Origin of the sequence: Cellulomonas biazotea, from assembly GCF_004306155.1 — a bacterium.
Taxonomy (GTDB): domain Bacteria; phylum Actinomycetota; class Actinomycetes; order Actinomycetales; family Cellulomonadaceae; genus Cellulomonas; species Cellulomonas biazotea.
In genome coordinates this window covers 1-14,755 of sequence record NZ_BIMR01000173.1, presented here as the reverse complement: position 1 = coordinate 14,755, position 14,755 = coordinate 1, and the positions used below count along the sequence as shown (strand labels likewise).

11 protein-coding genes and 1 riboswitch are annotated in these 14,755 nt (G+C 73.1%); of the genes, 8 read left to right on the top strand and 3 right to left on the bottom strand.

What is annotated here, in order from left to right; genetic code table 11:
* Nucleotides 1-52 precede the first annotated feature (52 nt).
* Together CBZ_RS11735 and CBZ_RS11730 are read right to left on the bottom strand one after the other, a co-directional pair.
* Nucleotides 53-1,417: an NtaA/DmoA family FMN-dependent monooxygenase gene (locus tag CBZ_RS11735; protein ID WP_130781726.1), complete on the bottom strand. Its 1,365-nt coding sequence runs from the start codon at nucleotides 1,415-1,417 to the stop codon at nucleotides 53-55.
* Nucleotides 1,418-1,433: 16 nt separating this feature from the next.
* Nucleotides 1,434-2,654 carry an LLM class flavin-dependent oxidoreductase gene (locus CBZ_RS11730; RefSeq protein ID WP_130781725.1) on the bottom strand — a complete coding sequence of 407 codons (1,221 nt, stop codon included), beginning with the start codon at nucleotides 2,652-2,654 and terminating at the stop codon, nucleotides 1,434-1,436.
* Nucleotides 2,655-2,685: 31 nt separating this feature from the next.
* A riboswitch (SAM riboswitch) is annotated at nucleotides 2,686-2,796 on the bottom strand.
* Between the two features lie 175 nt (nucleotides 2,797-2,971).
* Here CBZ_RS11730 and CBZ_RS11725 point away from each other — a divergent pair.
* Complete coding sequence (locus tag CBZ_RS11725) at nucleotides 2,972-3,646, top strand: 4a-hydroxytetrahydrobiopterin dehydratase (RefSeq protein WP_130781724.1); 675 nt, start codon at nucleotides 2,972-2,974, stop codon at nucleotides 3,644-3,646.
* 31 nt (nucleotides 3,647-3,677) lie between these two features.
* On the opposite strand, the gene CBZ_RS11720 is transcribed toward CBZ_RS11725, so the two are convergent.
* Nucleotides 3,678-4,658 (bottom strand): LacI family DNA-binding transcriptional regulator, encoded by a 981-nt coding sequence (locus tag CBZ_RS11720; RefSeq protein ID WP_130781728.1) that lies wholly within the window; start codon nucleotides 4,656-4,658, stop codon nucleotides 3,678-3,680.
* A 143-nt stretch (nucleotides 4,659-4,801) separates the two neighbouring features.
* Here CBZ_RS11720 and CBZ_RS11715 point away from each other — a divergent pair, with 143 nt between their 5' ends.
* The 7 genes from CBZ_RS11715 to ilvD (CBZ_RS11685) all read left to right on the top strand — a co-directional run bounded on the left by CBZ_RS11715 (nucleotide 4,802) and on the right by ilvD (CBZ_RS11685) (nucleotide 14,619).
* Nucleotides 4,802-6,097 (top strand): ABC transporter substrate-binding protein, encoded by a 1,296-nt coding sequence (locus tag CBZ_RS11715; protein ID WP_130781723.1) that lies wholly within the window; start codon nucleotides 4,802-4,804, stop codon nucleotides 6,095-6,097.
* Between the two features lie 5 nt (nucleotides 6,098-6,102).
* Nucleotides 6,103-7,140, top strand: coding sequence for a carbohydrate ABC transporter permease (locus CBZ_RS11710; RefSeq protein WP_373862169.1), 1,038 nt, complete (start codon nucleotides 6,103-6,105; stop codon nucleotides 7,138-7,140).
* Nucleotides 7,137-8,033: a carbohydrate ABC transporter permease gene (locus CBZ_RS11705; RefSeq protein ID WP_130781721.1), complete on the top strand. Its 897-nt coding sequence runs from the start codon at nucleotides 7,137-7,139 to the stop codon at nucleotides 8,031-8,033. The genes CBZ_RS11710 and CBZ_RS11705 overlap by 4 nt, the downstream gene beginning before the upstream one ends.
* A 76-nt stretch (nucleotides 8,034-8,109) precedes the next feature.
* Nucleotides 8,110-10,392, top strand: a complete 2,283-nt coding sequence (locus CBZ_RS11700) for a beta-xylosidase/alpha-l-arabinosidase (RefSeq protein ID WP_444979408.1) — start codon at nucleotides 8,110-8,112, stop codon at nucleotides 10,390-10,392.
* A gap of 200 nt (nucleotides 10,393-10,592) precedes the next feature.
* Nucleotides 10,593-12,455, top strand: a complete 1,863-nt coding sequence (gene ilvD / locus CBZ_RS11695; RefSeq protein ID WP_130781720.1) for a dihydroxy-acid dehydratase — start codon at nucleotides 10,593-10,595, stop codon at nucleotides 12,453-12,455.
* A 44-nt stretch (nucleotides 12,456-12,499) separates the two neighbouring features.
* Nucleotides 12,500-12,853 (top strand): hypothetical protein, encoded by a 354-nt coding sequence (locus tag CBZ_RS11690; protein ID WP_130781719.1) that lies wholly within the window; start codon nucleotides 12,500-12,502, stop codon nucleotides 12,851-12,853.
* Between the two features lie 50 nt (nucleotides 12,854-12,903).
* Nucleotides 12,904-14,619: a dihydroxy-acid dehydratase gene (ilvD, locus tag CBZ_RS11685; protein ID WP_130781718.1), complete on the top strand. Its 1,716-nt coding sequence runs from the start codon at nucleotides 12,904-12,906 to the stop codon at nucleotides 14,617-14,619.
* Nucleotides 14,620-14,755 lie beyond the last annotated feature (136 nt).

Sequence of the window (14,755 nt, the reverse complement as noted above, 5' to 3'; positions counted from 1 at the left end):
GAGCCGGGCCGGTCCCGGGCGCGGGCCGTCGCCCCGGGACCGGCCCGACGGCTCAGCCGACGAGCACCGCGCCGCGCGCCCGCTCGGGGACCGGGAGCCCCAGGTTGTCGCGCAGGGTCGTACCCGTGTACTCCGCGCGCAGCGCGCCGCGCTCCTGCAGCAGCGGGACGACGCGGTCGACGAACTCGTCGAGCCCGGTCGGCACGAGGTGCGAGCCGATGATGAACCCGTCGGACCCGCCCTCCTGCACGAACGTGTCGATCTGGTCCGCGACCTGCGTGGCCGTCCCGACGAACTCCGTGCGCGTGAACTGGTCGACCACGACCTGCCGCAGCGACCACCGGTTCTCCTCGGCGAGCGCCCGCAGGCGGGCGACCCAGCCGCGCCGGTCCGGGTCGAGCAGCGCGCGCCCCTGGATGAACGAGGGAGCGTCGAGGTCCGGCTCGACGTCGGGCAGCGGGCCGTCGGGGTCGTACGCCGACAGGTCCCGGTTCCAGATCTGCTCGAGCAGGATGCGCGCGGTGCGGTCGGTGACCTGCTGCTCGCGCACCCACCGCGCCTTGTCCTGCGCGTCCTGCTCGGTGTCGCCGAGGACGAACGCGGCGCCCGGCAGGATCTTCACCTCGTCCGCCCGGCGGCCGTGCCGGACGACGCGTGCCTTGACGTCGGCGTAGTACGCCTGCGCGTCGGCCAGGTGGGTGAACGGGGAGAAGATCGCGTCCGACGTCGCCGCCGCGAACTCGCGCCCTTGCTCGGAGACGCCGGCCTGCAGGACGACCGGCTGCCCCTGCGGCGAGCGCGGCACCGTGAAGCGGCCCCGCACGTCGAACTGCGGCCCGGTGTGCGCGAACGCGCCCGCGTCGCCCGAGCGCAGGAACCGGCCCGTCGCCTTGTCCGCGACGACCTCGTCGGCCGCCCACGCGTCCCACAGCTCGCGCACCAGGGCGACGGCCTCCGCGGCCCGCTCGTACCGCTGCGAGCGGTCGAGGAACCCGCCGCGGCGGAAGTTCTGGCCGGTGAACGCGTCGAACGACGTCACGACGTTCCACGCGGCCCGGCCGCCGGACAGGTGGTCGAGCGACGCGAGCTGCCGGGCGAGCTCGTACGGCTCGTTGAACGTCGCGTTGAGGGTCCCGGCGAGCCCGAGGTGCTCGGTCACGGCGGCGAGCGACGCGAGGACGGGCAGCGTGTCGGGCCGGCCGACGATGTCCTGGTCGAAGACCTGCCCGTCCCGCTCGCGCAGCGCGAGGCCCTCGGCCAGGAAGAAGAAGTCGAACTTGCCGCGCTCCGCGGTGACGGCGGTGTGCTCGAAGGACGAGAAGTCGATCTGGCTGCCCGCGTCGGGGTGGCTCCAGACGGTCTGGTGGTTCACGCCGCCCAGGTAGGCGCCGAGGATGATCTGCTTGCGGTCGCTCATGGTGCTCTCCTCCGGCTCAGGCGTGGGTGGTGGCGGCGGTGGCGTACCGGCTGGGCACGTCGGTCGGCAGTCCGAGCAGCCCGCGCAGGGAGTCGGCGTCGTACGCGGTGCGCGTCAGGCCGCGGTGGCGCAGCTCGGGCGCCAGGTCGGCGGCGATCAGCGCGAGGTCGTCGGGGAGCGTCGCGGGACGCAGCCGGACGCCGTCGTAGCCGAGGTCGTGCCAGTGGGCGAACCGGTCGGCGAGGTCCGTCGCGGAGCCCGCGACGATGCCCGTGTCCGTGGACCACGTGCCGCCGGCGACGTCGTCGAGCCGCGCCAGGCGCGCCGCTCCGGACTCGGTGGGGGAGTCGAGGACGACGACCACGTCCGCCCAGACCTGCAGCGGCACCGCCCGGTCCACCGCCCGCTCGGCGTCGCGGACCTCGCGCAGGATCCGCGCCGCGTCCGCGTCGTCGAACGGCGTCACGAGCACGACGTCGGACGCGCGCGCCGCGAACGCGTACGGGATCGGCTGGTGCGCGAGCGAGACGACGACCGGCTGGCCCTGCGGCGAGCGCGGCGTGATCGACGGTCCGCGCACCGAGAACCAGCGACCCACGAAGTCGACCGTGTGCAGCTTGTCGCGGTCGACGAACCGGCCCGTCGCCGCGTCGCGGATCTCCGCGTCGTCCTCCCACGAGTCCCACAGCCGGCGGATCGCCTCGACCGCGTCGGCCCCCTCGTCGAACAGGTCCTGGATCGCCGCGACGAGCGCGGGGTCGGTGAGGTCGAACGGCGGCGCGAAGTCGGGCAGGTCGCGGCGGCCGAACAGCCCCGCCTGGTACGCGCCGCCCGAGACGCGCACCTGCACCCCGGCGAAGCCGCGGCTCGTGTGGTCGAGCGTCGCGATCGCCTTCGACACGTGGAACGGCTCGGTGTGCGTGAGCGTCACGGTCGGGACGAGCCCGATGCCGCGCGCGACGGGCGCGAGCCGGGCCGCGACGAGCGCGGCGTCCAGGCGGCCCCGCACCTGGTCGGTGCGGTCGTCGGGGTGCCACGGGTCGGCCGACTGCGGCGCGAACGAGTCCTCGATCGTCACGAGCTCGGCGAGCGCGTCCTGCGCGCCGCGCACCAGGTCGCGCCAGTAGCCGGCGCTCAGCAGGTCGTCGGGACGCGCCGACGCCTCGCGCCACGCGGCGGGGTGCCAGCCGGCACCGTCGAGGCCGATCGCGAGCCGGAACGGACGGGCGGGAGACATGCGACCACCTCTCCGGGACCGCGACGGGCCCCGTTCGCACTTGCCGCCCGGGGTCCCGGACGGCCAGGTCGTCACCTGGAGGCACCCGCCGTACGAGGGGTTGCCGACCGGCCAGCCAGGGCTGTGGGCCGGTCTCATGACCTTGGCCGGGGACCGTAGCGACCGGTGCGGGGGAGGCAAGGGGTTCGGCGCTGCGTCTCGACAGGCGGACGGCGTCGAGGGGGACGGCCTCAGCCGCGCGGGGCAGGACGCGGGCGACGCGACAGCCGACGTCGACCCACCTGCGCCTGTCGGCGGCCGGTGGCAGGGTGGCTCGCATGGCCGACTCCTCCGCCCGACTGCCGCACTCCGCCGTCACCGAGGCCGTCGACGCGCGGCACTGGCGCGTCCTGCTGGGGGCCCTGCGCGCGACGTTCCGCACGCCCGACTTCGCGACCGGCGCGGCGTTCGTCGCGCGCGTGGCGGAGGCTGCCGACGCCGCGAACCACCACCCCGACGTGCTGCTGCGCTGGGGCCAGGTGACCGTGACGACGTCGAGCCACGACGTGGCGGGGCTGACGCAGCGCGACGTCGACCTGGCCGCGACGGTGAGCGCGCTCGCGGACGACCTCGGCCTGACCGGCGAGGTCGCGCGCAGCGAGGCGCTGGAGGTCGCGATCGACGCGCTCGACATCCCGGCGGTCCGCCCGTTCTGGAAGGCGGTGCTCGGCTACGAGGACCAGCCGGGCGACGACGAGAACGGGATCGTCGACTCCGCGGGCGTGGGCCCGAACTTCTGGTTCCAGCAGATGGACGCTCCCCGTCCGCAGCGCAACCGGATCCACCTCGACGTCACGGTCCCGCACGACGAGGCCGAGGCGCGCGTCGCGGCGGCCGTCGCGGCCGGCGGCCGCCTGCTGTCGGACCGGCGTGCGCCCGCGTTCTGGGTGCTCGCGGACGCCGAGGGCAACGAGGCGTGCGTGTGCACGTGGCAGAGCCGCCCGTCGTCCTGACGGGCCCCCTGACGCGCAGCGCGGGCGAACGTCAGCGGGGGCGCGGGGGAGCGGTCGAGGAGCGCTCGACCAGCTCGGTGGGGAGCCGGACGTGCACGGGCCGCTCCTTACCGTCGATGAGGTCGACGAGCAGCCGCAGCGCCTCGGCGCCCATCTGCTGCAGGGGCTGGGCGATGGTGGTGAGCGGCGGGGTCACGAGCGCCGACTCGGGGACGTTGTCGAACCCGATGACGGACAGGTCGTCGGGGACGCGCAGGCCGAGCGAGCGGGCGACCTCGACGACGTGGATCGCGGAGAGGTCGTTGGCGGCGAACACGGCCGTGGGCGGCTCGTCGCGTGCGAGCAGCGCGTGCGTGGGCTGGTCGGCGGTCTCGGAGCGGTAGCCGCCGACGCGCACGAGGTCCTCGTCGACGGGGACGCCCGCGGCGGCCATGGCGTGCCGGAAGCCGTCCTCGCGCAGCCGGGCGGACTCGAGGTCGGGGCGGCCCCCGAGGAACGCGATGCGGCGGTGCCCGAGGCCGAGCAGGTGCTCGGTGGCCTGGACCGCGCCCGCGAAGGAGTCGGCGTCGACGGTCGGCAGGCCGGACGGGCCGGTGTGCGGGTCGACGGCGACGACGGGGACGCCCGCGTGGGCCTCGACGACCGTCGGGGTGACGATGACGGCGCCGTCGATGAGCGTGCCGGACAGTCGGGACAGGTAGCGCCGCTCCCAGCCGACGCCGCCGGTGCCGCCGCCGGAGTAGGCGAGGAGCTCGTAGCCGGTGGCGCCGACCGCGGCGGACGCGCCCTTGAGCAGCTCGGTGGAGTAGGGCTCGAACTCGGCGACGAGGATGCCCAGGACGTTCGTGCGGTGGCTGCGCAGGCTGCGGGCACCGAGGGAGGCCTCGTAGCCGAGCTCGTCGATGACCTCCTGGACGCGGCTGAGGGTGCTCGCGGCGACGCCGTACCGCCCGTTGACGACCTTGGACACCGTGGCGACGGAGACGCCGGCCGTGCGGGCGACGTCGGCCATCTTCACGCGAGGTGCTGGCTCCACGTCGGTGATCCTAGAGCATCGATTCGATAACGTTATCGACATCGATTGACACGCCGTGTCGAAGCCTGCTTACCTGTGCCGCGTCCCTCCCCTTCAGCGACGACGAGGAGCTTTCAACGATGATCCGGACACCCGTCCTCCGTGGCGTGGCGGTCGCCGCAGGCATCGCCCTCCTGGGTGCCTGCAGCTCCGGCGGCGACGCCGGCGACGACACCTCCGCCGGTGGCGACACCGTCATCACCTGGTGGCACAACTCCAACACCGGTGACGGCAAGGTTTACTACGACGAGGTCGCAGCCAACTTCGAGGCCGACCACCCCGGCGTGACCATCGAGGTCAGCGCCATGCAGCACGAGGACATGGGCACCAAGCTCGACGCGGCCTTCCAGGCCGGCGACGCCCCCGACATCTACATGGAGCGCGGCGGCGGCGAGCTCGCCGACCACGTCGAGGCCAACCTCACCAAGGACATCTCCGAGGCCGCGGCCGAGGAGATCGAGAAGATCGGCGGCTCCGTCAAGGGCTGGCAGGTCGACGGCAAGACGTACGGTCTGCCGTTCTCCCTCGGCGTCGTGGGCTTCTGGTACAACAAGGCGCTCTTCGAGCAGGCCGGCGTCACCGAGGTCCCCACCACGTGGGACGACTTCTTCGCGGTCGTCGACCAGCTCAAGGCTGCGGGCATCGAGCCCGTGTCCGTCGGCGCCGGCGACAAGTGGCCCGCCGCGCACTACTGGTACTACTTCTCGCTGCGCGAGTGCTCCGAGGAGACGCTGACCGAGGCCGTGACCTCGCTCGACTTCTCCGACCCGTGCTTCGTCAAGGCGGGCGAGGACCTCGAGAAGCTCGTCGGCACGCAGCCGTTCAACTCCGGCTTCCTGTCGACCCCCGCGCAGTCCGGCCCGACCTCTGCCTCCGGCCTGCTGGCGACGGGCAAGGTCGCGATCGAGCTGCAGGGCCACTGGGAGCCCGGCGTCATGCAGGGCCTCACCGAGGACGGCACCGGCCTCGGAGAGAACACGGGCTGGTTCCCGTTCCCGGCGGTCGACGACGGCGAGGGCGCGCAGGACGCGACGCTCGGCGGCGGCGACGCGTGGGCCGTCTCGCAGGACGCGCCCGACGAGGCCGTGGAGTTCGTCAAGTACCTCCTGTCCGACGAGGTCCAGAAGGGCTTCGCCGAGCTCGACATGGGTCTGCCGACCAACCCGACGGCCACGCAGTACGTGTCCGACCCGGCGCTGGCCGAGCTGCTCAAGGTCCGTGACGCGGCACCGTACGTCCAGCTGTACTTCGACACGGCCTTCGGCCAGTCGATCGGCGGCGCCATGAACGACGAGATCGCCCTGCTGTTCGCAGGCCAGGCGACCCCGCAGGACATCGTCGACGCCACGCAGGCGGCGGCTGACGCGGAGAAGTGACCGACGTGGCAGACGGGACGACGGCCCACCTGGGCACGGACGCCTCGCCTGCGACGACCCCCACGGTGGCCCCGGCTGCCGGTCGCGCCTCGGCGCGGCCGGCGGCCGGTGCCCCGGGCGGTCGTCGCCCGAAGGCCTCGAACCTGCGCCGCAACCTGGAGATCGCGTTCTTCGTGACCCCGGCGCTCGTGCTCTTCCTCGGCTTCGTGGTCTGGCCGATCGTCAAGGCCGTCCAGATGTCGGTGTACCGCTGGAAGGGCTTCGGCCCGATGGTCGACTTCGTCGGCCTCAAGAACTACGTGAGCGTCCTGCAGAACGACGTCTTCACGGACGCCCTGGTCCACAACCTCATCATCGTGGTGGCGTCCATCGCCATCCAGCTGCCCCTGGGCCTCGGCATCGCGCTGCTGCTCAACCGCAAGATGTGGGGCCAGGGCGTGCTGCGGACGATCATCTTCGTCCCCTACGTGCTCGCCGAGGTCATCGCGGGCGTCGTGTGGTTCCAGCTCCTGCAGCCGAAGTACGGCGTCATCGACACGATGCTCGCGGCGGTCGGCCTGTCCGGCCCGGCGCAGGGCTGGCTCGGCGACCCCGACTACGCGCTCATGACGGTGATCGTCGTCCTCACGTGGAAGTACCTGGGCCTCGCGGTCATCCTCTTCCTCGCCGGCCTGCAGGGCGTCCCCGACGAGCTCTACGAGGCCGCGCAGATCGACGGCGCGGGCTGGTGGCAGATCCAGCGCCGCATCACGATCCCGCTGCTGGGCCCGACGCTGCGCACCTGGGCGTTCCTGTCGATGATCGGCTCGCTCCAGCTCTTCGACATGGTGTGGATCCTCACCGGCGGCGGCCCGGCCAACGCCACGACCACCATGGCGACCTTCCTCATCACCGAGGGCACCAAGCGGCAGAACTACGGCATCGCGGCCGCGGCCTCGGTGGTCCTGTTCGTCGTCGCCCTGGTCCTGGCCCTGCTGTACCAGCGCTTCATCCTGCGTCGTGACACGCAGGTCGACACCCCGCGGAAGAAGGCGAAGGCATGAGCGCCGTCCCCGTGGTCGCCCCACGGGCCGCCACCACCCCCGACCGTGACCGACCGAAGGGCCGCAGCGGCCAGGCGATCCAGGGCGGGAACCCGCTCGTCTACGCGATCGCGCTCGTCGTCGTCGCGCTCACCGTCGGGCCCGTGCTGTACGGCGTGCTGGGCGGGTTCCGCACCAACGCGCAGCTCGCCGAGTCACCCGCCGCCCTGCCCGACCCGTGGGTGCTCACCAACTACACGGGCGTGCTGACGAACCCGAGCTTCTGGAAGTACGCGCTCAACAGCACGGCCATCGCGGTCCTCACGACGGCGATCGTCGTCGTCTTCGGGGTCATGGCGGCCTACCCGCTGGCCCGGTACCGGTTCCGCTGGCGCGAGCCGCTGTTCCTCGTGTTCGTCATGGGCCTGCTGTTCCCGGCGACCGTCGCGATCATCCCGCTGTTCATCCTCATCACGCGCGACCTGCACCTGGGCAACACGTGGTGGGGCGTGGCACTGCCGCAGGCCGCGTTCGCGCTGCCGGTGACGGTCGTCATCCTGCGGCCGTTCCTCATGGCGATCCCGAACGAGCTCGAGGAGGCCGCGCTGCTCGACGGCGCGTCCCGCATCGGCTTCTTCTGGCGGATCCTGCTGCCGCTGTCCGGCCCGGGCATGGTCACCGTCGGCGTGCTCGCGTTCGTCGGCTCGTGGAACGCGTACCTGCTGCCCCTGCTCCTGCTGCAGAGCGACATGAAGACGCTGCCGCTCGGCGTCGCGGACTTCTCCTCCGAGCACTCGGCGGACACCGCAGGCGTCTTCGCGTTCACGACCCTCGCGATGATCCCCGCGCTCGTGTTCTTCCTCGCCATGCAGCGGCGGATCGTCAACGGCCTGCAGGGCGCGGTCAAGGGCTGACGCCCGGCACCGGCCAGCGCCGGCGGGGTCGCGCCCGCCACCCGAACCACTGCACCACGTGAGAAGGAGTGGATCCGTGACGGATCTCCAGGTGTCGAGCCCGACCGGGGTCGACCAGCGCGTGCAGGACCTGCTCGCGCGCATGACCCTCGAGGAGAAGCTCGCGCAGGTCGTCGGCTTCTGGGAGAAGTCCGACGGCGAGGCCGTGGCGCCCCTGCAGGGCGAGTTCACGGCCGAGCGGACGCTCGACGAGGCCGCGCAGCACGGCCTCGGGCACCTCACCCGCGTGTACGGCACGCGGCCCGTCGACCCGGTGTCGCGTGCCCGCTGGCTGTGGGGCTTCCAGCGCCGCCTCGTCCGCGAGACCCGACTGGGCATCCCGGCGCTCGTCCACGAGGAGTGCCTCACGGGGCTCTCCGCGTGGCGGGCGGCGACGTTCCCGACCCCGCTCGCGTGGGGCGCGTCGTTCGACCCCGAGCTCGTGACCCGCATGGGCGAGGTCATCGGGGAGTCGATGCGGGCGCTCGGCGTGCACCAGGGCCTCGCGCCCGTGCTCGACGTGGTGCGCGACCCCCGCTGGGGCCGCGTCGACGAGTGCATCGGCGAGGACCCGTACCTCGTCGGCACGCTCGGCACGTCCTACGTCCGGGGCCTGCAGTCGACGGGCGTGCACGCCACGCTCAAGCACTTCGTCGGGTACTCGGCGTCGCAGTCGGGCCGCAACTTCGGGCCCGTGCACGCCGGCCCGCGCGAGATCGCCGACGTGCTCCTCCCGCCGTTCGAGATGGCGGTCCGCGACGGCGGCGTCCGGTCGGTCATGCACTCGTACGCCGAGATCGACGGGGTGCCCGTCGCGGCCGACCCCGCGCTGCTCACGGGCGTGCTGCGCGACCGGTGGGGCTTCGACGGCACCGTCGTCGCCGACTACTTCGGCGTCGCGTTCCTGCACCTCCTGCACCACGTCGCGGGCGACCTCGGCGAGGCCGCGGGCCTCGCGCTCGCCGCGGGCGTCGACATCGAGCTCCCGACGGGCGACGCCTACACGGAGCCGCTCGCGGCCGCCGTGCGGGCCGGGAAGGTCGACGAGGCGCTCGTCGACCGGGCCGTCACGCGCGCGCTCACGCAGAAGGCCGAGCTCGGGCTGCTCGACGCGACGTTCGACGACGAGCCGCCCACGGCCGTCGACCTCGACAGCGCGGAGCACCGCCGGGTCGCGGCGCAGCTCGCCGAGGAGTCGGTCGTGCTGCTCACCAACGACGGCACCCTGCCGCTGCGGGCCGGGGTCCGTGTCGCCGTGATCGGCCCCAACGCCGACCGGCCCGAGGCGATGTTCGGCTGCTACTCGTTCGTCAACCACGTCCTGCCGCACCACCCGGAGGTCGGCGTCGGCATCGACGTCCCGACGGTCCGGCACGCGCTCGCCGCCGAGCTGCTCGGCTCGAGCGTCGTCGCGGCGCGCGGGTGCGCCGTGGACGACGACGACCGCAGCGGGTTCCCCGACGCGGTCCGCGTCGCGACGGAGTCGGACGTCGCGGTGGTCGTCGTCGGCGACCACGCCGGGCTGTTCGGGCGCGGCACCGTCGGCGAGGGCTGCGACCGCGACGACCTGGAGCTGCCCGGCGTGCAGCGCGAGCTCGTCGAGGCCGTCCTCGCGACGGGCACCCCGGTCGTGCTCGTCCTGCTCACGGGCCGCCCGTACGCGATCGGGTGGGCGGTCGAGCGCTGCGCGGCCGTCGTGCAGTCGTTCTTCCCCGGCGAGGAGGGCGGTCCCGCGATCGCCGGCGTCCTGTCCGGGCGGGTCAACCCGTCGGGGCGGCTGCCCGTCAGCCTGCCGCGGTCGGCCGGTGCGCAGCCGTTCTCCTACCTGCACCCGGCCCTGGGCGGGGACGGCGACGTCACGAACCTCGCGTCGCGGCCCGTGCTGCCGTTCGGGCACGGCCTGTCGTACACGTCGTTCACGCACACCGACCTCACGGTCGAGCCGACCGCCACGACCGACGGGCCGCTCGTCGTGACGGTCCGCGTGACCAACACGGGCGAGCGGGGCGGCGACGACGTCGTGCAGCTCTACGGCCGTGACCTCGTCGCGAGCGTGACCCGGCCGGTCGCGCAGCTCCTCGGCTACCAGCGCGTGCACCTCGAGCGCGGGCAGACGGCCGTCGTCGAGCTCGTCGTCCCCGCGACCCGGCTGTCGTTCACGAACCGTGCGGGGGAGCGGGTCGTCGAGCCCGGCGACGTCGACCTGTGGGTCGGCCCGTCGTGCGCGGAGCGCGAGACGCAGGCGCGTGTGACCCTCACGGGCGACGTCCACCGCATCACCGCCGACGACCCGCGCTGGACGGCGACCGTGGTCCGCTGACCGACCGCCGCCGGCTCGTGCCGGGCGTCCACCCGCCCCGGCGCCGACGACGGCCGATCACAGGTCGGACGTGCGTCCGACCTGGCCGGACGGCGACGTAGTGTGACGGGGCGCTGCCTGCTGGGCGGCGCCCCGTCGCGCCGGTGACGCTCTGCCGCGCGACGTCGCACCACGAAGCCCTCCGGTGAAGGAGACCCACGATGAGCCGTCCCCTGCGCTCTCGTACCTCGACCCACGGCCGCAACATGGCCGGCGCCCGCGCGCTGTGGCGTGCGACGGGCATGACGACCGAGGACTTCGGCAAGCCGATCATCGCGATCGCGAACTCGTACACGCAGTTCGTCCCGGGCCACGTGCACCTCAAGGACATGGGCGACCTCGTCGCGTCGGCCGTGCGCGAGGCGGGCGGCGTCGCCAAGGAGTTCAACACCATCGCGGTCGACGACGGCATCGCGATGGGCCACGGCGGGATGCTCTACTCCCTGCCCAGCCGCGACCTCATCGCCGACTCGGTCGAGTACATGGTCAACGCGCACTGCGCCGACGCGATCGTCTGCATCTCCAACTGCGACAAGATCACGCCCGGCATGCTCAACGCGGCGCTGCGGCTCAACATCCCGGTGATCTTCGTGTCGGGCGGGCCGATGGAGGCCGGCAAGGCCGTGATCGCCGACGGCGTCGCGAAGACGCACCTCAACCTCATCAACGCGATCAACTACTCCGCGGACGACAACGTCTCCGACGACGCGCTCGGCCGCGTCGAGGAGAACGCGTGCCCCACGTGCGGCTCGTGCTCCGGCATGTTCACCGCGAACTCGATGAACTGCCTCACCGAGGCGCTCGGCCTGTCGCTGCCCGGCAACGGCTCGACGCTCGCCACGCACACCGCGCGCCGCGAGCTGTTCCTCGAGGCCGGCCGCACGATCGTCGACCTGGCCCGCCGGTACTACGACGACGAGGACGACAGCGTCGCCCCGCGCTCGATCGCCAACCGCGCCGCGTTCTCCAACGCGATGACGCTCGACGTCGCCATGGGCGGCTCGACGAACACCGTGCTGCACATCCTGGCCGCCGCGCAGGAGGCCGAGCTCGACTTCACGCTCGCCGACATCGACGCGATCAGCCGCCGCGTGCCGTGCCTGTCGAAGGTCGCGCCGAACCACCCCGACTTCCACATGGAGGACGTGCACCGCGCCGGCGGGATCCCCGCGCTGCTCGGCGAGCTCGACCGCGGCGGGCTGCTCGACCACGACGTCACCTCCGTGCACACCCCGACGCTGCGCGCGTGGCTCGACGACTGGGACATCCGCGGGGGCGCCGCGACGGAGCGCGCCCGCGCCCTGTTCCACGCCGCCCCCGGCGGCGTCCGCACGACGCAGGCCTTCTCGACGTCGAACGTCTGGGAGTCGCTCGACACCGACGCCGCGAACGGCTGCATCCGCGACGTGGCGCACGCCTACACCGTCGAGGGCGGCCTCGCCGTCCTGCGCGGCAACCTCGCCGAGGACGGCGCGATCATCAAGACCGCCGGCATCGACCCGGAGCTCTTCCACTTCGTCGGCACCGCGCTGGTCTGCGAGTCGCAGGACGAGGCCGTCGACAAGATCCTCCGCAAGGAGGTCAAGCCCGGCCACGTCGTCGTCGTCCGCTACGAGGGCCCCTCGGGCGGCCCTGGCATGCAGGAGATGCTCTACCCGACGTCGTTCATCAAGGGCCGCGGCCTCGGCAAGGTGTGCGCGCTCATCACCGACGGCCGCTTCTCCGGCGGGTCGTCCGGCATCTCCGTCGGCCACGTCTCCCCGGAGGCGTCGGCCGGCGGCGCGATCGGCCTCATCGAGGACGGCGACGAGATCGAGATCGACGTCGAGACGCGGCTCATCCGCATCAACGTCCCCGACGCCGTGCTCGCCGAGCGCCGCGCCAAGATGGAGGCGTCGGAGAACCCGTGGCAGCCGCTCAACCGCGACCGCTACGTCTCGCCGGCCCTGCAGGCGTACGCCGCGATGGCGACCTCCGCCGACCGCGGCGCGGTCCGCGACGTGAGCCGCCTCCGCCGCGCCTGACGCTCGGCACCCGGCCCTGCCGTGCGGTGCGGGACGCTCGGAGCGTGACCGCACTCGAGCTCTCGCCCCGCTGGTCGGGGTACGAGGACAGGTCGGACGCCACCGAGCGCTGGCGGGCGCGCGTCCTCACCGAGCTCGGGACCGAGATGGCGCCCGAGCACGAGCTCTTCGGCCGGGTCGCGCACGTCGAGGCGTTCTTCGAGGCGTCCGACGACGTCCTCGTGCGGCTGCGGGAGGTGACGGAGCAGCAGTGCGAACCGTGCTCCGACGTGCCTCGGCCCGACGGACCTCGGAGTGGCGACGCTGCCCCCTCGCTCGTCGACCTGCTGCGCGCCGACGACGACATCGAGTTCGAGCCGCCTCGGGCTCCGGTCCGGCCGCGCGGCTGGGAGGTCTGACCGGCGGCGAGCCGGATGCCGGGGCGGTCGGGTCTGCCTAGTCTCGGGGCATGACGACGACGCAGGACGGGACGGCCGGGGTCGACATCAAGCCGCGGTCGCGGCAGGTCACGGACGGGCTGGAGGCGACGGCGTCCCGCGGGATGCTGCGCGCCGTCGGGATGGGCGACGAGGACTTCGCGAAGCCGCAGGTCGGCGTCGCGTCGTCCTGGAACGAGATCACGCCGTGCAACCTGTCGCTCGACCGCCTGGCGAAGGCGGTCAAGGACGGGGTGCACGCCGGTGGGGGGTACCCGCTGGAGTTCGGCACGATCTCGGTGTCGGACGGCATCTCGATGGGCCACGAGGGCATGCACTTCTCCCTCGTGAGCCGCGACATCATCGCGGACTCGGTCGAGACGGTGATGATGGCGGAGCGGCTCGACGGGTCGGTGCTGCTCGCGGGCTGCGACAAGAGCCTGCCCGGGATGCTCATGGCGGCGGCGCGCCTCGACCTCGCGAGCGTGTTCCTCTACGCGGGCTCGATCATGCCGGGCTGGGTCAAGCTCTCGGACGGCACCGAGAAGGACGTGACGATCATCGACGCGTTCGAGGCCGTCGGGGCGTGCGCGCGCGGTCTCATGAGCCCCGAGGACGTCGACCGGATCGAGCGCGCGATCTGCCCGGGCGAGGGCGCGTGCGGCGGCATGTACACCGCGAACACCATGGCGTCGGTCGCGGAGGCGATCGGGATGTCGCTGCCGGGGTCGGCGGCCCCGCCGTCGGCCGACCGGCGGCGTGACCAGTTCGCGCGCCGGTCCGGCGAGGCCGTGGTGGAGCTGCTGCGGCGCGGCATCACGGCGCGCCAGATCATGACGAAGGAGGCGTTCGAGAACGCGATCGCCGTCGTCATGGCGTTCGGCGGCTCGACGAACGCCGTCCTGCACCTGCTGGCCATCGCGCACGAGGCCGAGGTCGACCTCACGCTCGACGACTTCAGCCGCGTCGCCGCGCGCGTGCCGCACCTCGGCGACCTCAAGCCGTTCGGGCGGTACGTCATGAACGACGTCGACCGCATCGGCGGCGTGCCGGTCGTCATGAAGGCGCTGCTCGACGCGGGCCTGCTGCACGGCGACTGCCTCACGGTCACCGGGCGGACGGTCGCGGAGAACCTGGCCGACATCGCGCCGCCCGACCCGGACGGCAAGATCCTGCGGGCGCTCGACAACCCGATCCACCGCACGGGCGGGATCACGATCCTGCACGGGTCGCTCGCCCCCGAGGGGGCGGTCGTCAAGTCCGCCGGGTTCGACTCGGACGTGTTCGAGGGGACCGCACGCGTCTTCGAGCGGGAGCGCGCGGCGCTCGACGCCCTGGAGGACGGCACGATCCAGGCAGGTGACGTCGTCGTCATCCGGTACGAGGGCCCGAAGGGTGGCCCGGGCATGCGCGAGATGCTCGCGATCACCGGGGCGATCAAGGGGGCGGGGCTGGGCAAGGACGTCCTGCTCGTCACCGACGGCCGCTTCTCCGGCGGGACGACCGGCCTGTGCGTCGGGCACATCGCGCCCGAGGCCGTCGACGCGGGGCCGATCGCGTTCGTGCGGGACGGTGACCGGATCCGTCTGGACGTCGCGCACGCGACGCTGGACCTGCTGGTCGACGACGCGACTCTCGCCGAGCGTGCGGTCGGCTGGACGCCGCTGGCCCCCCGCTACACGCGCGGCGTCCTGGGCAAGTACCAGAAGCTCGTGCAGTCGGCGTCGAAGGGCGCGGTGCTGGGGTAGCGCTAGCGCACCGGCCGGCCCCGGTGCCCGGTCGGCCCCGGTGCCCGGCCGGCCCCGGTGCCCGGTCGGCCCTGGTGCCCGGTCCGCCCCGGCCGTGTGGAAGGTGTGTCGCGCAGACCGCGACACACCTTCCACG